Source organism: Phenylobacterium sp., assembly GCF_016124325.1.
Taxonomy (GTDB): Bacteria; Pseudomonadota; Alphaproteobacteria; order Caulobacterales; family Caulobacteraceae; genus Phenylobacterium.
This window is the reverse complement of sequence record NZ_WGNY01000014.1, coordinates 183,445-207,146: the sequence shown is the minus strand read 5'-3', so window position 1 is coordinate 207,146 and position 23,702 is coordinate 183,445. Positions and strand designations below refer to the sequence as shown.

Genomic DNA, 23,702 nt, shown 5'->3' with positions numbered 1-23,702 from the left:
TCGCTGCGGTCACGCTTCCTGGAGACCGCCCTTGGCCGACCTGTTCTCGCCGATGACCCTCATGCACGGCCCCGCCATGAAGAACCGTTTCATGCTGGCGCCGCTCACCAACCTGCAGAGCCATCCCGACGGCACGCTGTCGGACGACGAGTTCAACTGGCTGACCCTGCGGGCCAAGGGCGGGTTCGGCCTGACCATGACCTGCGCGGCCCATGTGCAGGCGGTGGGCCAGGGGTTCCCGGGGCAACTCGGCGTCTTCGGCGACCAGCATCTCCCGGGGCTCACGCGGCTGGCGGCGGCGATCAAGGCCGCGGGCAGCGTCTCGGCCCTGCAGATGCACCATGCCGGCAACCGCTCGCCGAAGGACATCGTGGGCCAGCCGGTCTGTCCGTCCGACGACCCGGAGACCGGTTCGCGCGGCCTTTCCACCGGCGAGGTGGAGCAACTGATCGAGGACTTCGTCTCCGCCGCCGTCCGCGCCGAGAAGGCGGGCTTCGACGGGGTCGAGATCCACGGCGCCCACGGCTATGTGCTGGCGCAGTTCCTCTCGCCCGAGATCAACAAGCGCAAGGACCGCTACGGCGGTTCGCTCGAGAACCGCTCGCGGATCATCTTCGAGATCATCGACGGCGTGCGCTCGCGCTGCCGCAAGAACTTCCAGCTTGGCCTGCGCCTGTCGCCCGAGCGGTTCGGGCTGAAGCTGGCCGAAATCCGCGACGTCGCCCAGGCCGTGATGCGCGACGGTCGAATCGACTACCTCGACATGTCGCTGTGGGACGTCTTCAAGGAACCGGTCGAGGAGGCCTTCAAGGGCCGCTCGCTGATGTCCTATTTCACCGAACTCGAGCGCGGCGACGTGCGCCTCGGCGTGGCCGGCAAGATCACGACCCCCGCGATCGCCTCACAGATGCTCCGCGAGGGTGCGGACTACGTCCTCATCGGCCGCGCGGCGATCCTGCACCACGACTTTGCGGAACGCGCCCGCGATCCGGCGTTCAAGCCGGTGGCTTTGCCCGTCACCGCCGAGTATCTGGCGAACGAGGGCCTCGGTCCCGCCTTCGTGAAGTACATGTCCACCTGGCCGGGCTTCGTCGAGGCCGCCTGAACCGAAGCGGCCGCGGGTCCAGATCAGCGTCGCCACCAGGATCAGGCCGTAGGCGCCAAATGCTGTCAGGAACACTTCGGGCTGCAGTTCGATGTTGAACACGGCGGATTCTCCTTGCCGTGGAGAAGCCTGACTTAACTTCGCACCGCGACCAATCCGGTACGGACGCCTAAGTAGCAGCCCTGAGTTGCTCCCCCGACAGGCGAACGAGCGCAACCGGCCGGGGCCCGCCCGTCGCCCAGTCGAGAAGCTCCACCGGATGGACCACCGGCTGGTCCAGAACCGGCGCGAGCTGAGCCATGCAACCGACGTTCCCGGCCGCGACGACCACGGCCTTCGTCGCCGCGATATTGGCGGCCTTGCGGTCACGAAGGCGGGTGGCGAGTTCGGGCTGCAGGATGTTGTAGACCCCGGCCGAGCCGCAGCAGAGATGGCCCTCGGAGACCGGCCGCACCTCGAACCCGGCCTGGGCCAGCAGGCGCGGGGGCGCGGTCTTGATCTGCTGTCCGTGCTGCAGCGAGCAGGCGGCGTGATAGGCCACGGCGAGCCCCGGCGCGAGCGTCACCGGCGGCAGGCCGACCTCGGCGATGAACTCCAGGATGTCGCGGGCCTGTCCGGCGGCGGCGGCGCCCGGCGGACCGAGCAGGCCGCCGTAGCCCTTGAGCATGGTTCCACAGCCCGCGGCGGTGGCGACGATGGCGACGGCCTCGCCGGCGCGCTCCCAGGCGGCGAGGTTGGCCCGCGCCATGGCCTGGGCCTCGCCGCGGCGGCCCAGGTGCTCGGAGAGCGCCCCGCAGCATCCCTCGCCTTCGGCCAGGACCACCTCGAAGCCGGCGCGGACGAGCAGGCGCATGGCCGCGGCCCGGACCTCCGGCGCGGCCACGGGCTCCACGCAGCCCTGCAACAGGATCACCCGGCCTCGCGTGGCGCCTTGGGGCGCCGGCGGCGCGGCAGGGGCCGCCCCGGCGCGCGGCGGGACCAGGCGCAGCATGGCCGCCAGGGGCGCCAGCTTCAGACCGCGCAGCAGCGGCTCCAGCGGCCGGGCGAGCCGGCCCAGGGACAGCGCCGCCGCCAGCCGCCGCCGGTGAGGCAGGATCGCCGCCAGCGCGGCCCGCAGCAGGCGCTCGGGCCAGGGCCTGACGTGATGCTCCTCGATATGGGCGCGGGCGTGGTCGATGAGCTGGGCGTAGTCCACGCCGGACGGGCAGGTGGTGGTGCAGGCCAGGCACGACAGGCAGCGGTCGACGTGCGTCACCGTGCCGGGCGGCGGCGCGCCGCCCTTCTCCAGCATGTCGCGGATCAGCTCGATGCGGCCACGGGGGCTGTCGCGCTCGTCGCCGAGCAGGACGTAGGTGGGACAGGTCGCCGTGCAGAAGCCGCAGTGGACGCATTTGCGGATGGCGGCCTCGCTGTCGGCCACCTCAGGGTCGGCGAGCTGTTCGGGCGTGAAGGCGGTCCTCACGGCGTCGCCTCCATGCGGCCGGGGTTGAGCACGCCCAGGGGGTCGAAGGCGGCCTTGACCCGCGCCTGGAGCCCAGCCAGCGGGCCTTCGCGCGGGCCGAAGGCGTCGCCGCCCCGCAGGCAGACGGCGTGGCCGCCCAGGTCGCGGACGACGCGGCGCACCTTCTCGGCGGGCTCCTCGCTCGCCAGCCAGGCCAGGCCGCCGGCCCAGTCGTAGAGGGCGTCACCCGGCAGGCCATGGGGTCCGCGCCAGCCTGCGGCCGGCGGCAGCAGGAGGCGCCAGAGCGGTCGGGGATCGCCGGCGAGCGCCTCGACCTCGCGCACCTGGATCCAGAACTCGCGGCTATGGTCGCCGTCCAGCCGGTCGATCCGGCCAAAGCCGCTGAGCGTCGTGGTCAGGGCGTCCGCACGTGCGGCGACCGAGCCTTCGAACCCTTCGAGGCGCAACGCCGTGACCGCCGACTCGGCCTTCAGCGGTGGGGCGTGGGCCGCGAAGCCCGGTAGGTGCGCCGCGCCCGAGACCTCGAACGAGCCGTTCATGGCCGCCTGCATCGCCTCGTGCGCGCGCACGTCGGCCAGGCCGAAGAGCAGCAGGGTGGTCTCGGCCCGCGCCGCCGGCAGCACCTTGATCGTGAGCTCTGTGAGGATCGCCAGCGTGCCCCACGACCCGGCCATCAGCTTCATCAGGTCGTAGCCGGTGACGTTCTTCACCACCCGCCCGCCGGCCTTGAACCGCTCGCCCCGACCGGAGACGCCCTCGAAGCCCAGGAAGTGGTCGCGCGCGGCGCCGGCGCGGATGCGGCGCGGGCCCGACAGGTTCGCCGAGATCACCCCGCCCAGGGTGGGTTCGCCCCGCGCCGACAGGAGCCGCGTCCAGCGAGGCGGCTCGAACGCCAGCATCTGCCCATGCCCCGCGACCAGCCGCTCAAGGTCGGCGATCCGCGCCCCGGCCTGGGCCGTCAGGGTGAGTTCGTCGGGCGAGTAGTCGACAATGCGGTCCAGCCGCTGCGTGGAGAGCACGACGTCGACGGGCTCGGTCGATCCGACGGACCGCTTGGTGGCCCCGCCCACCACCTCGATGCGGCGCGCGGCCGCGCCGGCCTCGGCGATGGCGGCGACGATCTCGTCGGCGCTCGCGGGCTCCAGAGGGCGGATCGCCTCGTCCAGCATCAGAATCGCGGCAGCTCCGGGAACGCCAGCTTGCCGCCTTTCACGTGCATGCGGCCCAGTTCGGCGCAGCGATGCAGCGTGGGGAAGACCTTGCCGGGATTGAGCAGCAGGCCGGGGTCGAACGCGCACTTCACCCGCTGCTGGCAGGCGAGGTCGGTGGCGTCGAACATCTCGCCCATCAGATCGCGCTTCTCCACGCCCACGCCGTGCTCGCCGGTCAGCACCCCGCCCACGGCCACGCAGAGCTTGAGGATGTCGGCGCCGAAGGCTTCGGCCCTCTCCAGTTCGCCCGGCTTCTCGGCGTCGTAGAGGATCAACGGGTGAAGGTTGCCGTCGCCGGCATGGAAGACGTTGGCCACGCCCAGCCCATATTCGCGGGCCAGATCGTTGATCCGGGTCAGCACCTGCGGCAGCTTCCCACGGGGGATGGTGCCGTCCATGCAGTAGTAGTCCGGCGCGATGCGGCCCACGGCCGGGAAGGCCGCCTTGCGCCCAGCCCAGAACGACAGCCGCTCGGCCTCGTCGGCCGACACCTTCACGAAGTCGGCGCCGCGCTGTGCGGCGAGCGCGCGGACGTGGCCCGCCAGTTCGGCGCATTCCGCTTCCGGCCCGTCCAGTTCGACGATCAGCAGGGCTTCGGCCTCGACGGGATAGCCCGCATGGACGAACGCCTCGGCCGCGCGGATCGCCGGATTGTCCATCATCTCCAGCCCCGCCGGGATGATCCCTGCGGCGATGATGTCGCCGACCGTGGCGCCGGCGGCCTCCACCGAAGGGAAGCCCAGCAGGAGCGCGCGCGCCATCTCCGGCTTGGGCAGGATGCGGACCGTGACCTCGGTCACCACGCCCAGCAGGCCCTCGGATCCGGTGACGAGGCCCAGGAGATCATAGCCGTCCGCGTCGAAGGCCTTGCCGCCCAGGCGCACGATCTCGCCGGTCATCAGCACCAGTTCGCAGCCGAGCAGATTGTTGGTGGTCAGGCCGTGCTTCAGGCAGTGCACCCCGCCCGAATTCTCGGCGACGTTGCCGCCGATGGTGCAGGCGATCTGGCTGGAAGGATCGGGGGCGTAATAGAAGCCCGCCGCTTCGACGGCCGCGGTGATCCCCAGGTTGGTGACACCCGGCTGAACCACCGCGCAGCGGTTGGCGTAGTCCACCTCCAGCACCCGGTTGAACTTCGACAGGCCCAGGACCACGCCGTCGGCCAGCGGCAGCGCCCCGCCCGAAAGCGACGTGCCGGCCCCGCGCGGCACCACCTTGACCCCGTTGGCCTGGCACCACCTCAGGATCTCGCTGACCTGGGCCGTTGTGTCGGGCAGGACGACGGCCAGCGGCGTCTGGCGGTAGGCCGAAAGCCCGTCGCTCTCGAACGGGACCAGTTCGGCGGGCTCGGCGACCACGCCCTCCCCGGGAACGATACGCTTCAGCGCCCGCAAGATCTCGGCCTTGCGGGCAATCAGCGTCTCGTCGGGCGCGGGCATTCGCATGCGGCGAAGCTAGAGCGGGTCGAGGAAAAGTGCGACGCGGTTTCGTGCGAACGCCGGTTTTGCTTCGCCGCCCGAACGGTTAAGCTCGTGGCATGATACAATCTCATCGGGCCGGAAGGTCCTGTCTCAAGCGAGCGCTCGCGCGCTTCGCCGCCGGCGCAGCATTCGCCCTCGGCGTCCTGTCGACCGCGCAGGCCGAGCCCGCGCCCCCCCTGCTCATCCGCGACGCGCGCGTGGTCGACTTCAGCGGGTCGGAGCCCACGGTTCGCGAACACATGTCGGTTCTGGTGCGCGATGGCCTGGTCGCCGCAATGGGGGAGGAGGTGGCTGCGCCGGCCGGCGCCACCGTCGTGGAAGGCCGTGGCCGGACCCTGATGCCCGGCCTCGTGGACATGCACGTCCACATCTGGGACGAGGCCGAACTCGGCGGCTATCTGGCGCGCGGGATCACCACCATCCGCAACGCATCGGGCATGCCGTTCCACCTGGCGATCCGCGACCGGATCGCGGCCGGGGACCTGATCGGACCGCGGCTGATCACCACCGGCCCGATCCTGAACGGCCACGGGCCGAACGAGCAGATCAACCACATGCTCGTCGACACGCCCGAGGAGGCCCGCAAGGCGGTGCGGAAGCAGTACGCCATGGGGTTCCGGCGGCTGAAGGTCTATTCGAACCTCTCGCGCGGGGCCTACGACGCGATCCGGGAGGAGGCCCAGCAGCTGGGCATGACCATCATGGGCCATCCCGTCGAAGGCGTCCGCGAACCCGGCATGCCGCGCGACAAACCCTTCAACATCAAGTTCGAGGAACTGCTCGACGATCACTACGTGACCATGGAGCACATGGAATCGGTCGTCTGGCACGGCCTGCGCAATGAGCTCGATGAGGACAAGGCCCGCGCCCTCGCCAAGGAGATCGCCGCGGCGGGCGTTCCGGTCGACCCGACCCTGCTCGCCTTCTACGGCCTGATGCGGGCGGCCGAGACCAAGGGCGAATATCTGCACCGTCCGGGCGTGGAGCTGCTGAACCCCTTCATCGTGCCGATGCTGAAGGCCGAGTACGATCGCTGGTCCAACGAGGACGTGGCCTCGGCGCGGCGCTACATGGACTTCTACAAGCGCGCGACCAAGATCTTCCAGGAAGAGGGCGTCCTGATGGTCACCGGCACCGACGCCGGCATCTTCAGCAACGTCCCCGGCGATTCCGAAATCACCGAGTTGCGTCTGCTGACCGAGTCCGGGCTCACGCCCTACCAGGCGCTGCAGGCCGCCACCTGGAACCCCGCTCGGGCGCTGCACGAGAGCGACCGCGTGGGGCGCGTCGCGCCAGGCTATCGCGCGGACCTGATCCTGGTGGACGGCGATCCGCTGTCCGACGCAACCCTGGCGGGGTCGCCGGACGCGGTGGTGGCCGACGGGCGGCTACTGTCGCGCGACGACCTGCAGGCGCTGCGCGCCGGCGCGGCCAATCCGCCGCTCGAACGCACCGAGACGAACCTGATGGCCGGGCTCGCGGCCCAGGGCGGCTGAGCGCCTACCGGCCCTCGAACGCCGGCGTCCGCTTCTCGTTGAAGCTGGCGACGCCCTCGCGGCGGTCCTCGGTGGTGAACAGGTGATTGTAGACCGTGAGCTCCAGGTCCATCGCCTGCTTCAGCTCCAGGTCCAGGCCGCCGTGGACCACGCGCTTGGCCCCGCGCACCGAGAGCGGCGCCCGGCTGGCGATCTGGGCGGCGACGGCGGTCACCGTGTCCATCAGCCGTTCGGGCGCAACGACGTCGCTGACGAGGCCCCAGTCGCGGGCCTGCTCGGCGCTGAAGGGCGCCGCTGTGGTCAGGAGTTCGATGGCCCGGCGGGGTCCGACCGCACGGGTGAGCAGCTGGGTTCCGCCCAGGCCCGGCAGGATGCCCAGGCCCGCCTCGGGCAGGCCGAACCGCGCGCCCTCGGCGGCGTAGGCGAAGTCGCAGGCCAGGGTCATCTCGCAGCCCCCGCCCATGGCCGCGCCCTGGACGGCCGCGATCACCGGGACCGGACAGGCGAGCTGGGCGCGGATCATGGCCTCGAACAGCCGATGCTGCTCGGCCCAGGCCTCGTCGCTCATGCCGTTGCGTTCCTTGAGGTCGGCCCCGGCCTGGAAGTGCTTGCCCTCGCCACGCAGGATCACGCAGCGCAGCGCCTCGTCGGCTCTGAGCTTGCTCCACACGTCCAGCAGGTCGCGGCCCATCTGGGTGGAGAGCGCATTGGCCACTTGCGGCCGGTTGAAGGCGATGACGACGAGGCCGGCGGTCGGCTCGGTCACCTTGATGGTCTCGTAGATCATCAGAAGCTCTTGGGCTGGCCCAGCACGTGGGTGGCGACGTGGCTGAGGATCAGGTTCGTGGAGATCGGCGCCACCTGGTAGAGCCGCGTCTCGCGGAACTTGCGCTCGATGTCGTACTCCTCGGCGAAGCCGAAGCCGCCGTGGGTCTGCAGGCACATGTCGGCGGCGAACCAACTGGCCTCCGAGGCCGTGAGCTTGGCCATGTTGGCCTCGGTGCCGCACGGCTCGCCCGCCTCGAACAGCGACGCGGCGCGATCGACCATCAGGCTCGCCTGGGTCATCTGGACATAGGCCCGGGCCAACGGAAATTGGACGCCCTGGTTCTCGCCGATCGGGCGGCCGAACACGACGCGGTCCTTGGCGTACTGGCTGGCCCGATCGATGAAGAAGCGCGCGTCGCCGATGCACTCCGAGGCGATCAGGATGCGCTCGGCGTTCATGCCGTCGAGGATGTAGCGGAAGCCTTTGCCCTCCTCGCCGACCAGGTTCTCGGCCGGGACCTCCAGGTCGTCGAAGGTCAGCTCGGTGGTGGCGTGGTTCAGCATGGTGCGCACGGGCCGGATGGTCAGGCCCCTGCCGACGGCCTCGCGCATGTCGACGAGCAGGACGCTCATGCCGGCGGACGTCTTCGCTTCGTCGCGCGGGCTGGTCCGGCAGAGGAGCACCATCAGGTCGGAGTGCTCGGCCCGGCTGATCCACAGCTTGCGGCCGTTCACGACGTACTTGTCGCCGACCTTCTTCGCGAAGGTGGTGATGCGGGTGGTGTCGGTGCCCGCGTCGGGTTCGGTGACGCCGAAGGCCTGCAGGCGCAGTTCGCCCGAGGCCACCTTGGGCAGGTAGGCTTCCTTCTGGGCGGGCGTGCCATGCCGCAGCACCGTGCCCATGGTGTACATCTGGGCGTGGCAGGCGCCGCCGTTGCAGCCCGAGCGGTGGATCTCCTCCAGCACCGCGGTCGCCGCGCCCAGGCCGAGGCCCGAGCCGCCGAACTCCTCCGGAATCAGCACCGACAGGAAGCCCGCCTCGGTCAGGGCCTGGACGAAGGCGGTGGGATAAGCCCGCTCGCGGTCCAGCTCGCGCCAGTACTGGCCGGGAAAGCGCGCGCACAGCTTGCGCACCGCCTCGCGGATCTCAGGGAAAGTCTCGGTGTTCACGGCGCCTCTGTGCCACGGGGAAGGCTGGAGATCGACCGCCAAAGGTGGTCATCTCCCTGTCAACGAGAACACCCGGGAGGACGCAGGGTGAGTCAATTGAGCTACGTGCACGGGGCCAGCACGACGCCGCTGATCGGCAAGACGATCGGCGTGCTGTTCGACGAGACCTGCGCGGCCCACCCCGACGCCCTGGCCCTGATCGTTCGTCACCAGGGCGTGCGCTGGACCTATGCCGAGCTGAAGGCCCGCGTCGACGCCTTCGCCGCCGGCCTGATTGCTCTGGGCCTCCAGCCCGGCGAGCGGATCGGGGTCTGGGCGCCCAACTGCGCCGAGTGGACCATCACCCAGTTCGCCACCGCCAAGGCGGGGCTGGTGCTGGTGAACATAAATCCCGCCTATCGGCTCTCCGAGGCGGACTACGCGCTGAACAAGGTGGGCTGCCGCGCCCTGGTCACCGCCGTGCGCCACAAGACCAGCGAGTACCTCGCCATGGTGCGCGAACTGAGAAGCGGGGGGCGCCTGCCGCTATTGGAGCGGATCATCACCATCGGCCCCGAGCCCCACGACGACTGCCTAGCGTTCGACGAGGTGGCCGCGGCCGGAGGCGAAGCCGAGCGCGCCCGGCTGGAGGCGCTGACCAGCGAGCTGCAGTTCGACGACCCGATCAACATCCAGTTCACCAGCGGCACCACCGGCTTCCCGAAGGGTGCGACGCTCAGCCACCACAACATCGTCAACAACGGCTTCTTCGTCGGCGAGGCGATCGGGCTGTCGGCCGGCGAGAAGCTCTGCATCCCCGTGCCGCTCTACCACTGCTTCGGCATGGTGATGGGCAACCTGGGCTGCCTGACCCATGCGGCGACCATGGTCTATCCATCCGAGGCGTTCGAGCCCCTGGCGGTGCTGGAGACCGTGGAGGCTGAACGCTGCGCCGCGCTCTACGGCGTGCCCACCATGTTCATCGCCATCCTGGGCCATGCCGACTTCGCCCGCTTCGACCTGACCAGCCTGCGCACCGGGATCATGGCGGGCTCGCCCTGCCCCATCGAGGTGATGCGCCGGGTGATCGGCGAGATGCACATGCCCGAGGTGACCATCGCCTACGGCATGACCGAGACCAGCCCGGTCAGTTTCCAGTCGGCGACCGACGACAGCGTCGAGCAGCGGGTCTCCACCGTCGGCCGCATCCAGCCGCACCTGGAGGTGAAGATCGTCGACGACGCCGGGCGCATCGTTCCACGTGGCGAACCGGGCGAACTCTGCACCCGCGGCTATTCGGTGATGCTGGGCTACTGGGACGACGCCGAACGCACCGCCGAGGCGATCGACGCGGGCGGCTGGATGCACACCGGCGACCTCGCCACCCTCGACGATGGCGGTTTCTGCAACATCGTGGGGCGGATCAAGGACCTGGTGATCCGCGGCGGCGAGAACATCTATCCGCGCGAGGTCGAGGAGTTCCTCTACCGCCATCCGGCCGTGCAGGACGTGCAGGTGATCGGCGTGCCCGATCCGAAATACGGCGAGGAGCTTTGCGCCTGGATCGTGCTGAAGGCGGGGGAGGATCTTTCGGCCGAGACGGTGCGGGAGTTCTGCCGCGGCCAGATCGCCCACTATAAGATTCCACGCCATGTCCGGTTCGTGGAAGGTTTTCCCACCACCGTTACGGGGAAGGTGCAGAAGTTCGCCATGCGCGAGGCGATGATCGCTGAGCTTGACCTCGCCATCGAAAAGACGGCCTAGGGCGCGGCATGAGGAAACTTCCGACGGCGGTCGATTCCGGCTCCGCCGCCTTCGCCGCCAACGCCGAGGTCAACCGCGCCCTGGTCGGGGAGTTGCGCGAGCGCGCCGCCCGCGCCGCCCTGGGCGGGCCCGAGGCCAGCCGCCAGCGCCACGTCTCCCGCGGCAAGCTGCTGCCCCGCGACCGGGTGATGCGGCTGCTCGACCCCGGCTCGCCGTTCCTGGAGGTGGGCGGGCTGGCCGCCTTCGGGCTCTACGGCGACGAGGCGCCGGCCGCAGGCGTGATCACCGGCGTTGGCCGCGTCTCGGGCCGCGAGGTGATGATCGTCGCCAACGACGCCACGGTGAAGGGCGGAGCCTACTTCCCGATCACCGTGAAGAAGCACCTGCGGGCCCAGGAGATCGCCCGGGAGAACCGCCTGCCGTGCGTCTACCTGGTGGACTCGGGCGGGGCGAACCTGCCGCACCAGGCCGAGGTGTTTCCCGACCGCGAGCACTTCGGGCGCATCTTCTTCAATCAGGCCCGCATGAGCGCCGAGGGGATCGCCCAGATCGCCTGCGTCATGGGCAGTTGCACCGCCGGCGGCGCCTACGTCCCGGCGATGAGCGACGAGACGGTGATCGTCCGCGGCCAGGGCACGATCTTCCTGGGCGGTCCGCCGCTGGTGAAGGCCGCCACCGGCGAGGTCATCTCGGCCGAAGAACTGGGCGGCGCCGACACTCATGGCCGCCGGTCGGGCGTGGTCGACCACGTAGCCGAGAACGACGAGCACGCGCTGGCCATCGTGCGCCGCATCGTCGCCAACCTGAACACCACCAAGACCCACGGCCTGACGCTGGCCGAGGCCGAGCCGCCCGCCTACGACGCCGACGAACTCTACGGGATCGTGCCGCAGGACGTGCGCGCGCCCTACGAGGTGCGCGAGGTGATCGCCCGCATCGTCGACGGTTCGCGCTTCGACGAGTTCAAGGCGCTCTACGGCACGACGCTGGTCTGCGGCTTCGCGCGGATCTGGGGCTATCCCGTCGCCATCCTGGCCAACAACGGCGTGCTGTTCTCGGAGAGCGCGCTGAAGGGCGCCCACTTCATCGAGCTGGCCTGCAAGCGGAAGATCCCGCTGGTGTTCCTGCAGAACATCTCGGGCTTCATGGTCGGCGGCCGCTACGAGGCCGGCGGCATCGCCAAGGACGGCGCCAAGCTGGTGACGGCGGTGGCCTCGGCCGAAGTCCCCAAGTTCACGGTCCTGATCGGCGGCAGCTTCGGCGCCGGCAACTACGGCATGTGCGGCCGGGCCTATTCCCCGCGCTTCCTGTGGACCTGGCCCAACAGCCGCATCAGCGTGATGGGCGGCGAGCAGGCCGCCTCGGTGCTGGCCACCGTCCACCGCGACGCCGGCAAGTGGAGCCCGGAGGAAGAAGAGGCCTTCAAGGCGCCCGTCCGCCAGATGTACGAGGACGAGGGCAACCCCTACTTCGCCACTGCGCGCCTGTGGGACGACGGCGTCATCGACCCCGCCCAGACCCGCGACGTGCTGGGGCTGTCCATCTCGGCCTCCCTCAACGCGCCAATCCCAGAGACGCGCTTCGGCGTGTTCCGGATGTAGGACGGATGACCATGCTCAAGTCCGTCCTCGTCGCCAACCGGGGTGAGATCGCCCGCCGCGTCTTCGCCACCGCCCGCCGGCTGGGGATCGAGACCGTCGCCGTGTTCTCCGAGGCCGACCGCGACGCCGCCCATGTGCGCGAGGCCGACAAGGCCGTGCTGATCGGCCCCGCCCCGGCCCGCGAAAGCTACCTCGTCGGCGAAAGGATCATCGCGGCGGCCAAGGCGGCCGGCGCCGAGGCGATCCATCCGGGTTACGGCTTCCTCTCCGAGAACGCCGACTTCGCCGAGTCGGTGGCCGCCGCGGGCCTGATCTGGATCGGCCCGCCGCCCGCGGCGATCCGCGCCATGGGCCTGAAGGACGCCGCCAAGGCGCTAATGCAGAAAGCCGGCGTGCCGGTGACGCCCGGCTACCTGGGCGAGGACCAGGCCGAGGCGACCCTGGCCAGGGAGGCCGCGCGCATCGGCTATCCGGTGCTGATCAAGGCCGTGGCCGGCGGCGGCGGCAAGGGCATGCGCCGGGTGGACTCCGAGGCCGAGTTCGCCGCGGCCCTGGCGGCCGCCAAGCGCGAGGCCGCGGCCAGCTTCGGCGACGACCGGGTGCTGCTGGAGACCTACGTCACCCGTCCGCGCCACATCGAGGTGCAGGTGTTCGGCGACAGCCACGGCGACGTCGTCCACCTGTTCGAGCGCGACTGCTCGCTGCAGCGCCGCCACCAGAAGGTGATCGAGGAGGCCCCGGCCCCCGGTATGTCGGACCAGGCGCGCGCCGCCGTCACCGAGGCCGCCGTCAAGGCGGCGAAGGCCGTGGGCTATGTGGGCGCAGGCACCGTGGAGTTCATCGCCGACGCCAGCGAGGGCCTGCGTGGCGACCGCATCTGGTTCATGGAGATGAACACCCGCCTGCAGGTGGAACATCCCGTCACCGAGATGGTGACCGGCCTCGACCTCGTGGAGTGGCAGTTCCGCGTGGCGGCCGGCGAGGCCCTGCCGCTCGCGCAGGGTCAGATCCGGCTGAACGGCCACGCCGTGGAGGCGCGCCTCTACGCCGAGAACCCGGCCACCGGGTTCCTGCCCTCGACCGGTCGGCTGGAAGCCTTCGTCCTGCCCGGCAATGTGCGGGTCGACGCCGGCGTCGACACCGGCGACACGATCACGCCCTTCTACGATCCGATGATCGCCAAGCTGATCGCGCATGCGCCCACCCGCGAGCAGGCGATCGCCGACCTCGCCGAGGCCTGCGCCGAAACGGAGGTCTTCCCTGTGAAGACCAACGCGGCGTTCCTGGTCCGCTGCCTGGAGAGCCCGGACTTCATCGCCGGCGCCGTCGACACGGGCTTGATCGGCCGCGAACTGGAGACCCTGACCGCGCCGGCCGAGCCCTCGCCCGAGGCGCTGGCCACCGCCGGCTGGGCGTTCCGCGAGGTGGTGGAGCGCCGCGAGTACGAGCCCACGCCGTGGGTCGACCTGAAGGGCTTCCGCCTGAACGCGCCGCCAGTGACCACGACGCGGCTGTTCCTGGGCGAAGCGCCGGTCGAAGCCGATCTGGCGCTGGAGCCCACGCGCGGCCTCCATGTGGAAAGCGACGAGGAAGTGGTGGTGTTCGAGAGCGGCGAGGCCTTCGTCTTCCGCGACCACCCGCCGGTCGCCGACGCCGAGACCGCCGGCGACGGCCAGATCCGCGCGCCCATGCCCGGCAAGATCACCGGGGTCGCGGTGAAGGCCGGCGACAAGGTGGCCAAGGGCCAGGCCCTGCTGACCCTGGAAGCCATGAAGATGGAGCACGCGCTCGCCGCCCCCTTCGACGGGACGATCGAGGAACTGACGGCCGAGTTGGGCGCCCAGGTGAGCGAGGGAACCGTGCTGGTCAGGCTCGCCGCCGATTAAGCCGCCTGCGGCGAAGCCGCGATGGGTTGAACCACGGATTTCTCGGATTGCACGGATCGGCGCGGGCGCAATCCGTGTTCATCCGTGCAACCCGTGGTTCCAAAATGAGCGCGCCTGCGGCGCTTCAGGCGGCGGCGAAGCTCCGCCGCGCAAGGCCCGGCAGCATCAGCGCCTGGCCCGCGCCCCGCGCGACGAAGAACAGCGTGAAGGCCAGCCACAGGCCGTGGTTGCCCAGCGGGGCGGTCGCAAACAGCAGGGCGACGAACACCGCCAGCGCCGCGGCCATGCTGACCAGCATGGCCCGCGTCCAGCTCGCGCCGATGAACACGCCGTCGAAGACGAACGAGGCGACGCCGGCCAGCGGCAGGGCCACCGCCCAGCCGACGTAGGCGGTGACCGTGGCCGCGACCTCGGCGCTGGTCGTGAAGCTGCGGGCGATGATCCCGCCGGCCGTCAGATAGACCAGGGCCACGCCGACCGCGCTGGCGACGGCCCAGGCCATGATCAGGCGCGCCTGGTGGTCGAAGCGCGGCCGGTTCCGCGCGCCGAGCGCTTCGCCCGACAGCACCTGGGCCGAGCTCTCGAAGCCGTCGATGATCAGGGCCGAGAGCATGAACAGCTGGTAGAGGATCGCGTTGGCGGCCAGCACCGTCGCACCCTGTTGGGCGCCGGCGCGGGTGAGCAGCACCGTCGATCCCATCAGCAGCAGGGTCCTCAGGAACAGATCGCGGTTCAGGGCGAACAACGCCCCCAGTTCCGAGGCCTTCCAGGTCGCCCGGTCGCGGGCGAGCGCAAGGGCCAGGCGGGCCGGCCGCTCACGCGCCGCGATGACGACGAGGGCGGCCAGCTTGGCCGTCTCGGACGAGAGCGTGGCGACCGCGACGCCGGCCACCCCGAGGCCGAAGCCCAGGACCAGCGTCGCATCCAGCGCGATGTGGAAGAGGTTGGAGCCGACCTCGACGGCCAGCACGGCGCGCACGCGGCGCCGCCCGATCAACCAGCCCACCAGCACGGCGTTCAACAGCCAGGCCAGGCCGCCCCAATAGCGGATGGCGACGTACCCGTGCGCCTGGTCGGCCAGGGCGCCTTTCGCATCGAACAGCGACAGCCCGAAACGGATGACGAGGGGCTGCGCCGCCAGCAACAGGATCCCCACCAGAAGCGCCACGGCCAGTCCGCGCGTGAGCGCCGCGGCCTGGCCGGCCTCGTCCTCGCGTCCGGCCGCCTGGGCGGTCAGGGCCACGGTGCTGGAGCGCAGGAAGTTGAAGACGATGAGCAGGGCCATCAGCAGCTTGGAGCCCACCTCGACCGCGCCCTGAGCGACGGGATCGCCCAGGCGGCCGATGACCCAGGTGTCGGCCATCCCGAACAAGGCCGTGGCCACATTGGTCAGCATGGACGGCAGCGCGATCGCCAGGATCGCGCGGCTCAGGGCCGCCGTGGAACTGGGGCCCTCGGCGCTCACCCCTGGGCGACGATTCCGGCGTCGTGGAGGCGTGCGATCTCGGCCCCGTCCATTCCCAGCACCTCGGCGAGCACCTCGTCGGTGTGCTGGCCCAGGCGCGGGGCGGGGGCGACCGCCTGGCGCGCGTCCTGAGGGATCGTCCCCATCGCGCCGGGCGCCGGATAGTCGAGCCCGCTGGGGTGGCGGATCGTCTCGAAGATCGGGTTGTCCTTGTAGAGCCTGCGATCCTCCAGCGCCGCCTCCAGGGTCTGGTAGGCGCCCCAGGTGACGCCGCCGGCGTCGAGGGCCGGCGTGAGCTCGCCCGCCGTCTTCGCCGCCACGGCCCGTTCGAACAGCGGATAGAGCCGCGCCCGATGGGTGAACCTCAGGCCCTCGTCCTTGGCGAACGAGACCCCTAGCTCGGCCTCGACGGCGGCGACCTCGGCGGCGATGCCCAGCACATCCAGCGCCTTGCTCCACTGTTTCGGCGTGATGCAGAGCAGCATCAGCTTCTGGCCGTCCTTGGTGGTGAAGTCGCGGCCGAAGGCGCCGAACACGTCGTTGCCCATGCGCGGCCGCTGGTGGCCGGCGAACAACGTCTCGGCCATGAAGCCCATGTTCGCCATGCTGGCCGCGCCGATGTCCGACAGCGAGCAGCGGATCTCGCGGCCGCCGCCGCCCCGCATCCGCGCCAGCAGCGCCGAGACGAGACCGAAGGCGCAGTAGGCCCCGGTCAGCAGGTCCCAGGCCGCCAGGACGTGGTTGACGGGCCGCGGGTCGCCGACCGGCCCGGTCATGTCGGGCAGGCCGAGAGCGGCGTTGATGGTGTAGTCCATACCCTGGGCGCCGTCGGCCCAGCCCATCACGCGCACGCAGATCAGATCGTCCCGAAGCGCCTTCAGCCGCTCGTACGAAAGGAAGCCGTCGACCGGAAAGTTGGTGACGAACAGCCCGCCGTCGTCGCCGGGAGCGGCCGCCAGGCGTTGGGCGAGCTCCCGTCCTTCGGGACGCGCCAGGTCGATGGCGATCGACTTCTTGGCCTTGTTCAGCCCCTCCCAGTAGAGGCTCATGCCGTTGTCGGCGAGCGGCCAGCGGCGGAAGTCGGGGCCGCCGCCGATCTGGTCGAAGCGGATCACCTCGGCGCCCATCTGGGCGAGGTAGAGGCCACAGGTGGGCGCGGCGACGAACGCCGAGCCCTCCACGACCCGAAGGCCCTTCAACAGGTCGTACATGATCCCTCCGCGTCCGCCGGACGACGGCTCATGGCACGCTGACGCTCCGTCCGCCAAGCTCAGGCGACGAGCTTGCCCACCTCTTCCACGTCCTCGGCCGTGAGGGTCCAGCCGGCTGTGGCGGCGTTGATCTTCACCTGCTCGGGGCTGGTCGCGCCGGCGATGACGGACGACACGGCCTCGTGGCCGAGCAGCCAGGCGAAGGCCAGTTCCAGGATCGTGTGGCCGCGCGCCTTCGCCCAGGCGTCCAGCGCCTCGACCTTGTCGAAGTTGGCCTCGCTCATCGCCTGCTGGCCGCGCGCGCCCCAGGCCGCCAGCCGGGTGCCCTCGGGCGGCGGCTCCCCCCGCCGGTACTTGCCGGAAAGCAGCCCCGAGGCGAGCGGGAAGAACGGCAGGAAGCCCAGGCCGAAATGCTCGCAGGCCGGCAACACCTCGCGCTCGACGTCCCGCTCCAGCAGCGAATAGAGGTTCTGCGCCGAGACGAACCGGCTCTGGCCGGCGGCGGTCCAGTCGGCGTCGGCGATCTGCCAGCCCGCGTAGTTCGAGCAGCCGATGTAGCGGACCTTGCCCTGGGTCACGAGGTCGTCCAGCGCCCGCAGCGTCTCGTCGACCGGCGTGTCGGGGTCGGGCTGGTGGTGCTGGTAGAGGTCGATGTAGTCGACGCCGAGCCGGCGCAGGCTGTCTTCCACGGCGGTCATGATCCACTTGCGCGAGCCGCCGCGCCTCTTGGGGTCGCCGCCGATCTGCATGCCGAACTTGGTGGCCAGCACGACTTCGTGGCGGCGCTTGCCGAGGGCCTTGCCCAGGAACTCCTCCGATTGGGTCCCGCCGTAAATGTCGGCGGTGTCGAACAGCGTGATCCCGGCGTCGATGGCGGCGTTCACCACGGCGTCGGTCTGGGCCGCGTCGATCCGCATTCCGAAATTGTTGCAGCCCAGGCCCACCACGCTGACCTTGAGGCCCGAACTCCCCAACCGACGCACCTTCATCGCGCTCTCCCTGTCCTGGATGCGACCTTAGAGCGCGAGCGGCTGGGGTGTGAACCATTTCGCCGATCCGCGCTTGCGCGGAACTCGGCCCGGCGCGCGCCGGGCGCGGGAGGCCACGCCGGCGCGGTTCATCCTCTGCGCCCCCGGTTCAGAATGATTGGCGCGCCATTCACCCTCTTCGTTCGGGATATCGCAAGAGCGGCGTCGTTAACCTCCGGAGCAACAAAAACAAGTTGGTCGGGCAAGCGCATGCGCGTCGTAACCATCGTCAGTCTGGCGGCCTCCGCCGTTCTCGGCCTCGGCGCTCTCTTCGTCGCCAAGGTGGCGCTCCCCAGCGCGTCGGCTGCCAAGCTGCCCACGAGCCATGGCGAGGCTCCAGGCTCGCCGATGGTCGTGGCCTCCCAGGACATCAAATACGGCGACAAGCTGGTCGCCGGCATGCTCACCGTGGTCAAGGTTCCCGCCTCGGCGATCCCGAAGGGCGCGTTCACCACCGTCGAGCAGGCGCTGGGCGCCGACCCGAGCGGCCCGCCCGTGGCGATCACGCAAATCTCCGACCACGAGCCCATCCTGCCGACCAAGCTGTCGGGCCCCGGCGCGCGCCGCTCGGTGGCCGCCGAGATCAAGGACGGCATGCGCGCCTATGCGCTGAAGGTGAACGACGCGACCGGCGTCGGGGGCCATGCGCTGCCGGGCGACCGCGTCGACGTGGTGCTGATGCGCGACCTGACCCCCAGCGGCCCGTCGCGCAACTTCATCTCCTACGTGGTGGTCCAGAACGCCCGCGTCCTGGGTCTCGACCTCAACGCCGACCCCACCACCGACAAGCCGGCCAACCCCAACACCTACACCATCGAGGTTTCGGTCGAGGACGCCCAGAAGCTGTCGGTCGCCACCACCTTGGGCACGCTCTCGCTCGCCCTGCGCCGCACCGGCGGCGTCGAGGTCGCCGACGCGCGCCCGCTGCGCACCACCGATTTCCTGGCCGGCGGCGGCGGCGGCGGCGGGGCGCGCAGCAGCGGTCCGGCGCGGCCGCGCTCGCCGATCCTGATCATCGAAGGTCAGTCTTCGAAGCACTCCCGCGCCAGCGCCGCGCCGGCGCCGGTCGCGCCGACGCCCACTCTCGCCGCCAGCGACGCCGTGCCCACGGCCGCGGCCAAGCCCATCGCCAGCGGCCTCGGCCTGATCGGATAGTCCCATGCGTTCTTTTCCGATGATCCGGCCCGTCCTGGGCGCGTTCGCCCTGGCCCTGGTGGGACTGGGCGCCGCTGAGGCCGCCGCGCCGGCCGCCACCTCGACCATGGCCAGCGAACCGGTCCTGCGGCGCACCATCCACGTGCCGCGCGACAAGTCGCTGTCTTTCCGCCTGCCGGGACCCGCCTCGAAGATCGTCATCGCCCAGCCCGAGATCGCCAAGATCACGGCCACCTCCGAGTCGAGCTTCTACGTGCAGGGCATCGAGTTCGGCTCCACCAACATGCTGGTCTACAACGGCAGCGGCCAGCTCAGCGAAGTCATCGACATCCGCGTCGGCTACGACGCCGAGGGCCTGCAGCAGGACCTGGCCGCCGCCTTCCCGAACGAACCGATCCAGGTGCGCAACCTGGGCGAGACGCTGATGCTGGCCGGCGAGGTCTCCGACTCCGGCGTGCAGGCCGGCGCCGAGAAGATCGCCTCGAAATACGCGCCCGACTCGGTGATCTCCCGCCTGACGGTCAGGAACTCGCAGCAGGTGATCCTCGAGGTCCGTATCCTGGAAGCCAACCGCACGGCGCTGAAGGACGCCGGCTTCAACCTGAGCGTCTTCAACAACTCGTTCGCCGTGGCCACGGGCACCGGCCTGATCGGCTCGATCACGCCGCCGCACGGCACGTTCGCCACGCACGGCGGTTCGGGCTCCACCACCATCGACACGGCGCTGCAGGCGCTTGAGGAGAAGGGCGTCGTGCGAACCCTGGCGCGGCCCAACATCGTCGCCATCTCCGGCGAGAAGGCGAGCTTCCTGGCCGGCGGCGAGTTCCCGTTCCCGGTGCCCGAGGACCTCAACCGCATCACCATCCAGTTCAAGGAATACGGCGTGCGGCTGAACTTCCTGCCGCAGGTGCTCGACAACGGCTGGATCCGCATGGCCGTCGAGCCCGAAGTGAGCCAGCTCGACTACACAAACGCCCTGACCCTGAGCAACATCACGGTGCCGGCGCTGAGCGTTCGGCGGGCCAAGACCACGCTGGAGCTGCGTCCCGGCGACTCCTTCGCGATGGCCGGCCTGTTCCAGCACAACTACGAGAACAACGTGCAGCAGACCCCGGGTCTGGGCGACGTGCCGATCCTGGGGGCCCTGTTCCGCTCGGCCCGTTGGAAGCGCAGCGAGACCGAACTGCTGATCGTGGTCACCCCGCGGCTGGCGACGTCGGAGGACCGCTCGATCACGCCGCCCGAAGCCCTGCCCGGCGTGGAGGCGACATCGTCCGACCTGTACCTGAAAGGCAAGGCGCACGACCGGCCGCTGACCGACGACCCGTCGCTCAACGCCCCTGCGTCGAGATAGTCCATGCTGCGTAACAAGCCCGCCTCGCCCGCGCTCCTCCAGAACCGCCGCATCCTGGCGCTCGGCGCGACGCTCGCGCCCTACGGCCAGGGGCCGCTCGCCGGCGCGGTCCTGGAGACGGCCAATGTGGCACAGCTGGAGGCCCTGGCCCCCGGCGCCTGCGACCTCGTGCTGATCGACGCCGACGCCTGGGACGCCTCGGCCCTGGGCGCGGCGGTGAAGCATCTCTCGGCCCTGCGCGCGCCTCCGCCGGTGCTGATGATCGGCGAGCGCCTGCCCGCCGGCCTGGTCCGCAACCTGCTTCGCCTGCCCGCGGCCGACATCCTTGAGGCGCCCTTCTCGCCCGAGCAGCTTTCGGCGGCGGCCCTTTCGCTGCTCGCCGAGGCCCAGCCAGCGCCCGCGCCGACATCGGGCGAGTCCCGCTGCTGGGCGATTTCGGGCGCGGTGGGTGGCGCCGGCGCCACCACGATCACCATCGAGATCGCCAACGCGCTCGCCATGCGCGAGGACAAGGACCGCGCGGTCTGCCTCATCGACCTCAACCTCGCGGACGGCGCGGCCGCCGCCTATCTCGGCGCAGCCCCGACGGTGCGGCTCGCCGATTTCGGAAACGCAGCCGACCGGATGGACGCCTCGATGCTCCAGGCGTTCGTCACGCCGGTGTCCAAGGGGCTCGACCTCGTGGCCGGCGTCCGCGATCCGACAGCCTTCGACGCCGTCAGCCGCGAGGCGGTGCTGCGCCTGCTGGAAGTGGCGTGCGAGTGCTACGACTGGGTGATCCTCGACATGCCGCGGCACCGCCGCTCGTGGACGCTGGAGGCGCTGGCGGGCTGCGACGAGGTGCTGGTCATCTCCGAACTCACGGTCCCCGCCCTGCTGGCCGCGCGCGCCTATTCCGACGAGATCGAAGACGGCCTCGGCACCGGCCGGCGGCCCCGCATCGTCCTCAACCGTCTCGCCAGCCGCATGTTCGGCCCCGCGCCCTCCATGGCCGAGGCCGAGAAGGCGCTGCAGCGCAAGGCCGAGGGCGGGATCAGTTCGGACTGGGAGGCCGCCGCGGCGTCGGCCAACCTGGGCGGCCCCGTGGCCCAGCACCGGCCCAAGTCGAAGATCGTCAAGGACGTCCAGGCCCTCGTCGAACGCCTGGCCGCCCAGCCGGTCCGGCGCGACGCCGGCGTCAAGGCCGCCTGATGGCCCGCTTCAGCCTCGCCCGTTCCGCGCCGCCGCCGACACCGCAGCAGCAGCAGCCTGCCGCGGCCCAGCCGGCGACCCCCGCGCCCGCGCCGGCGCCGAAGGCCGAGCCCAAGGTCAAGACCCCGCCGCGCGACGCCAACCTCGACCTGCGGCTGCGGCTGCACGCACGCCTGATCGACGAACTCGACCTCTCGAAGCTGGACAAGCTGGAGGAGGCGGAACTGCGCCGCCAGGTCCATGGCCAGGTGGTGGAGTTCGCCCGCGCCGAGCGCATGGCGCTGAACACCAAGGAGCTCGAAGCGCTGGGCGCCTCGATCTTCGACGAGATGGTCGGGCTGGGGCCGATCGAGCCGCTGCTCAAGGACGAGTCGATCAACGACATCCTGATCAACGGCCCCTACCAGGTCTATGTGGAGCGGCGCGGCGAGCTGGAGCTCACCCCGATCCATTTCCGCGACAACGACCACCTGCTGCGCATCGTCAACCGGATCGTCGCCGGCGTCGGCCGCCGGATCGACGAGAGCCAGCCGATGGTCGACGCCCGCCTGCCCGACGGCAGCCGCGTGAACGCCGCCATCCCGCCGATCGCCATCGACGGCTGCTCGGTCTCGATCCGGAAGTTCTCGAAGAAGCCGCTGACCCTGGAGAAGCTGGTCGAGTTCGGCGCCATGACCACGTCGATGGCCGAATTCCTCCATGGCGCGGTCTACAGCCGCGTCTCGACGGTGATCTCCGGCGGCACCGGCTCGGGCAAGACGACCCTGCTCAACGCCCTGTCGGCCGCGATCAGCCACGGCGAGCGCCTGATCACCATCGAGGACGCCGCCGAGCTGCAGCTGCAGCAGCCGCACGTGGTGCGCATGGAGACCCGGCCGCCGAACATCGAGGGCAAGGGCGAGATCCGCCAGCGCGAGCTGGTGAAGAACGCGCTGCGGATGCGTCCCGACCGCGTGATCCTGGGCGAGGTCCGTTCGGAAGAAGCCTTCGACATGCTGCAGGCCATGAACACGGGCCACGAAGGCTCGATGGCCACGATCCACTCCAACAACCCGCGCGAGGCCATCAGCCGCCTCGAACAGATGGTCGCCATGGGCGGCATGAACCTGGGCCCCGACGCGGTGCGCGCGCAGATCGCCTCGGCCGTCGGCCTGGTGGTGCAGGTCAACCGCCTGTCTGACGGCAAGCGGAAGGTGACCCACGTGACCGAAATCGTCGGCATGGAGGGCCAGGTGGTGCAGATGCAGGACATCTTCCTGTTCAACCGCACCCACACCGAGCCCGACGGCACGGTCCACGGGGAGCACCGCGCCACCGGCCTGCGGCCCCGCTGCCTGGACGAGATGCTCCGCCGCGGCGTGAACTTCGACACCACCAACTTCGACCCGAACAAGGTGCTCTGATGTTCGGCCTTACGATCGACGCCAAGCTGATCGTGATGGTGATGGTCTTCGCCGCGGTGTTCGCCGGCGTGCAGGGGCTGGTGGGCGTCTTCTCGGTGGCGACCCAGAAGCGCCAGCTCAACCGCCGCCTCAAGGTCTCGGAGAAGGTCGAGGGGATCTCGGCCCTGGTCGTCGAGCTGCGCAAGCAGCGCGGCCTGACGGCGGCCGGCGGGCGCGGCGGCGGGCGCCTCCGGTGGCTATCGAACCTGATCGTCGCCTCGGGCCTTCCGTACGACCAGCGCAAGTGGCTCACCTATGTCGCGGGCTCGGCCCTGATCGCCGGCGCCGGCGGCTGGCTGCTGGGCCACAGCCCGATCGCCGTCGTGGGCGGCCTGGTGCTGGGCGGCGTCCTGGTCCCCCTGGGCGCGCTCAAGATGGCGGCGGGCCGGCGCGCGGCCGCCCTCGGCTTCCAGCTGCCCCAGGCCCTCGACATCATCGTCCGCTCCCTGGAGGCGGGCCACCCGGTGCCGGCCGCCGTGGCGCTGGTGGGCCGCGAGATGAGCGACCCGATCGGCTCGGAGTTCGGCATGGCCGCCGACGAGATCGCCTACGGCGCCACCCTGGAGCAGGCGGTCGAGCGGATGAGCGAGCGCTGCCAGCATCCCGACGTCGACCTGTTCGCCGCCACCGTGCGGCTGCAGGAGCGGACCGGCGGCAACCTGACCGGCCTGCTCAAGCTCAACGCCAACACCGTGCGCGAGCGCCACAAGATGCGCCTGAAGATCAAGGCGGCGTCGTCGGAAGGCCGCGCCTCGGCGATGATCCTGACCGCCGCGCCGTTCATCGCGCTCGGCATGATCATGATGATCTCGCCTAGCTTCTACGGCGACGTGATCGACGAGCCGGTGGTGAAGTACGGCCTCGCCGGACTCGCCTTCTGGATTTTCCTCGGCAACCTGATCATGCGCCGCATGATCGACATGCGGCTCTGAT

The 23,702-nt window shown here is 70.5% G+C and carries 18 protein-coding genes; 10 read left to right on the top strand and 8 right to left on the bottom strand.

All coding sequences use genetic code 11. The features are described from left to right. Nucleotides 1-31 precede the first annotated feature (31 nt). Nucleotides 32-1,105: an NADH:flavin oxidoreductase gene (locus GC203_RS07945; protein ID WP_293453108.1), complete on the top strand. Its 1,074-nt coding sequence runs from the start codon at nucleotides 32-34 to the stop codon at nucleotides 1,103-1,105. Nucleotides 1,106-1,274: 169 nt separating this feature from the next. Here GC203_RS07945 and glcF read toward each other — a convergent pair whose 3' ends face one another. Genes glcF through GC203_RS07930 form a run of 3 tightly spaced genes read right to left on the bottom strand, consistent with a single transcriptional unit; the run spans nucleotide 1,275 to nucleotide 5,223 of the window. Then, the gene (gene glcF / locus GC203_RS07940) at nucleotides 1,275-2,567 is read right to left on the bottom strand and encodes a glycolate oxidase subunit GlcF (RefSeq protein ID WP_293453107.1); all 1,293 of its coding nucleotides are present in this window, start codon (nucleotides 2,565-2,567) and stop codon (nucleotides 1,275-1,277) included. Further along, on the bottom strand, nucleotides 2,564-3,736 hold the full coding sequence (locus tag GC203_RS07935; protein ID WP_293453106.1) for an FAD-binding protein: 1,173 nt from the start codon (nucleotides 3,734-3,736) through the stop codon (nucleotides 2,564-2,566). The genes glcF and GC203_RS07935 overlap by 4 nt, the downstream gene beginning before the upstream one ends. Continuing rightward, complete coding sequence (locus GC203_RS07930) at nucleotides 3,736-5,223, bottom strand: FAD-linked oxidase C-terminal domain-containing protein (RefSeq protein WP_293453105.1); 1,488 nt, start codon at nucleotides 5,221-5,223, stop codon at nucleotides 3,736-3,738. Before GC203_RS07930 ends, GC203_RS07935 begins: the two co-directional genes overlap by 1 nt. Before the next feature lie 275 nt (nucleotides 5,224-5,498). Between GC203_RS07930 and GC203_RS07925 the strand changes: the two genes are divergently transcribed. Beyond that, a complete protein-coding gene (locus GC203_RS07925) occupies nucleotides 5,499-6,755 on the top strand; it encodes an amidohydrolase family protein (protein ID WP_293453103.1) in 1,257 nt (418 codons plus the stop codon). 4 nt (nucleotides 6,756-6,759) lie between these two features. Here the strand turns inward: GC203_RS07925 and GC203_RS07920 are convergent, their stop codons facing one another. Continuing rightward, nucleotides 6,760-7,542: an enoyl-CoA hydratase-related protein gene (locus tag GC203_RS07920; RefSeq protein ID WP_293453101.1), complete on the bottom strand. Its 783-nt coding sequence runs from the start codon at nucleotides 7,540-7,542 to the stop codon at nucleotides 6,760-6,762. Beyond that, on the bottom strand, nucleotides 7,542-8,693 hold the full coding sequence (locus GC203_RS07915; RefSeq protein ID WP_293453100.1) for an acyl-CoA dehydrogenase family protein: 1,152 nt from the start codon (nucleotides 8,691-8,693) through the stop codon (nucleotides 7,542-7,544). Before GC203_RS07915 ends, GC203_RS07920 begins: the two co-directional genes overlap by 1 nt. An 87-nt stretch (nucleotides 8,694-8,780) precedes the next feature. Between GC203_RS07915 and GC203_RS07910 the strand changes: the two genes are divergently transcribed. From GC203_RS07910 to GC203_RS07900, 3 genes are read left to right on the top strand one after another with little or no spacing between them, the layout of a single operon-like run. Continuing rightward, the gene (locus GC203_RS07910; RefSeq protein WP_293453099.1) at nucleotides 8,781-10,436 is read left to right on the top strand and encodes an AMP-binding protein; all 1,656 of its coding nucleotides are present in this window, start codon (nucleotides 8,781-8,783) and stop codon (nucleotides 10,434-10,436) included. Nucleotides 10,437-10,444: 8 nt separating this feature from the next. Beyond that, nucleotides 10,445-12,037 carry a carboxyl transferase domain-containing protein gene (locus GC203_RS07905; RefSeq protein WP_293453098.1) on the top strand — a complete coding sequence of 531 codons (1,593 nt, stop codon included), beginning with the start codon at nucleotides 10,445-10,447 and terminating at the stop codon, nucleotides 12,035-12,037. An 11-nt stretch (nucleotides 12,038-12,048) separates the two neighbouring features. Further along, a complete protein-coding gene (locus GC203_RS07900; RefSeq protein ID WP_293453097.1) occupies nucleotides 12,049-13,923 on the top strand; it encodes a biotin carboxylase N-terminal domain-containing protein in 1,875 nt (624 codons plus the stop codon). 124 nt (nucleotides 13,924-14,047) lie between these two features. On the opposite strand, the gene GC203_RS07895 is transcribed toward GC203_RS07900, so the two are convergent. From GC203_RS07895 to GC203_RS07885, 3 genes are read right to left on the bottom strand one after another with little or no spacing between them, the layout of a single operon-like run. Further along, the gene (locus tag GC203_RS07895; protein ID WP_293453095.1) at nucleotides 14,048-15,388 is read right to left on the bottom strand and encodes an MATE family efflux transporter; all 1,341 of its coding nucleotides are present in this window, start codon (nucleotides 15,386-15,388) and stop codon (nucleotides 14,048-14,050) included. Further along, the gene (locus GC203_RS07890; protein ID WP_293453094.1) at nucleotides 15,385-16,599 is read right to left on the bottom strand and encodes a CoA transferase; all 1,215 of its coding nucleotides are present in this window, start codon (nucleotides 16,597-16,599) and stop codon (nucleotides 15,385-15,387) included. Before GC203_RS07890 ends, GC203_RS07895 begins: the two co-directional genes overlap by 4 nt. Before the next feature lie 59 nt (nucleotides 16,600-16,658). Continuing rightward, nucleotides 16,659-17,588, bottom strand: a complete 930-nt coding sequence (locus tag GC203_RS07885) for an aldo/keto reductase (RefSeq protein ID WP_293453093.1) — start codon at nucleotides 17,586-17,588, stop codon at nucleotides 16,659-16,661. Between the two features lie 249 nt (nucleotides 17,589-17,837). Here GC203_RS07885 and cpaB point away from each other — a divergent pair, with 249 nt between their 5' ends. Genes cpaB through GC203_RS07860 form a run of 5 tightly spaced genes read left to right on the top strand, consistent with a single transcriptional unit; the run spans nucleotide 17,838 to nucleotide 23,701 of the window. Next, on the top strand, nucleotides 17,838-18,782 hold the full coding sequence (cpaB, locus tag GC203_RS07880) for a Flp pilus assembly protein CpaB (protein ID WP_293453091.1): 945 nt from the start codon (nucleotides 17,838-17,840) through the stop codon (nucleotides 18,780-18,782). A 4-nt stretch (nucleotides 18,783-18,786) separates the two neighbouring features. Then, nucleotides 18,787-20,136, top strand: coding sequence for a type II and III secretion system protein family protein (locus tag GC203_RS07875; protein ID WP_293453089.1), 1,350 nt, complete (start codon nucleotides 18,787-18,789; stop codon nucleotides 20,134-20,136). Between the two features lie 3 nt (nucleotides 20,137-20,139). Further along, a complete protein-coding gene (locus GC203_RS07870; RefSeq protein WP_293453087.1) occupies nucleotides 20,140-21,327 on the top strand; it encodes a cellulose synthase operon protein YhjQ/BcsQ in 1,188 nt (395 codons plus the stop codon). Then, the gene (locus GC203_RS07865; protein WP_293453085.1) at nucleotides 21,327-22,730 is read left to right on the top strand and encodes a CpaF family protein; all 1,404 of its coding nucleotides are present in this window, start codon (nucleotides 21,327-21,329) and stop codon (nucleotides 22,728-22,730) included. Before GC203_RS07870 ends, GC203_RS07865 begins: the two co-directional genes overlap by 1 nt. Further along, on the top strand, nucleotides 22,730-23,701 hold the full coding sequence (locus tag GC203_RS07860) for a type II secretion system F family protein (protein ID WP_293453083.1): 972 nt from the start codon (nucleotides 22,730-22,732) through the stop codon (nucleotides 23,699-23,701). Before GC203_RS07865 ends, GC203_RS07860 begins: the two co-directional genes overlap by 1 nt. The last annotated feature ends 1 nt before the right edge of the window (nucleotide 23,702 follow it).

Coding starts and splice junctions, on each gene's coding strand:
- GC203_RS07935 (WP_293453106.1), bottom strand. CDS start 3,736: ATGCTGGACGAGGCGATCCGCCCTCTGGAGCCCGCGAGCGCCGACGAG.
- GC203_RS07930 (WP_293453105.1), bottom strand. CDS start 5,223: ATGCGAATGCCCGCGCCCGACGAGACGCTGATTGCCCGCAAGGCCGAG.
- GC203_RS07925 (WP_293453103.1), top strand. CDS start 5,499: ATGTCGGTTCTGGTGCGCGATGGCCTGGTCGCCGCAATGGGGGAGGAG.
- GC203_RS07920 (WP_293453101.1), bottom strand. CDS start 7,542: ATGATCTACGAGACCATCAAGGTGACCGAGCCGACCGCCGGCCTCGTC.
- GC203_RS07905 (WP_293453098.1), top strand. CDS start 10,445: ATGAGGAAACTTCCGACGGCGGTCGATTCCGGCTCCGCCGCCTTCGCC.
- GC203_RS07900 (WP_293453097.1), top strand. CDS start 12,049: ATGCTCAAGTCCGTCCTCGTCGCCAACCGGGGTGAGATCGCCCGCCGC.
- GC203_RS07890 (WP_293453094.1), bottom strand. CDS start 16,599: ATGTACGACCTGTTGAAGGGCCTTCGGGTCGTGGAGGGCTCGGCGTTC.
- GC203_RS07885 (WP_293453093.1), bottom strand. CDS start 17,588: ATGAAGGTGCGTCGGTTGGGGAGTTCGGGCCTCAAGGTCAGCGTGGTG.
- cpaB (WP_293453091.1), top strand. CDS start 17,838: ATGCGCGTCGTAACCATCGTCAGTCTGGCGGCCTCCGCCGTTCTCGGC.
- GC203_RS07875 (WP_293453089.1), top strand. CDS start 18,787: ATGCGTTCTTTTCCGATGATCCGGCCCGTCCTGGGCGCGTTCGCCCTG.
- GC203_RS07870 (WP_293453087.1), top strand. CDS start 20,140: ATGCTGCGTAACAAGCCCGCCTCGCCCGCGCTCCTCCAGAACCGCCGC.
- GC203_RS07865 (WP_293453085.1), top strand. CDS start 21,327: ATGGCCCGCTTCAGCCTCGCCCGTTCCGCGCCGCCGCCGACACCGCAG.
- GC203_RS07860 (WP_293453083.1), top strand. CDS start 22,730: ATGTTCGGCCTTACGATCGACGCCAAGCTGATCGTGATGGTGATGGTC.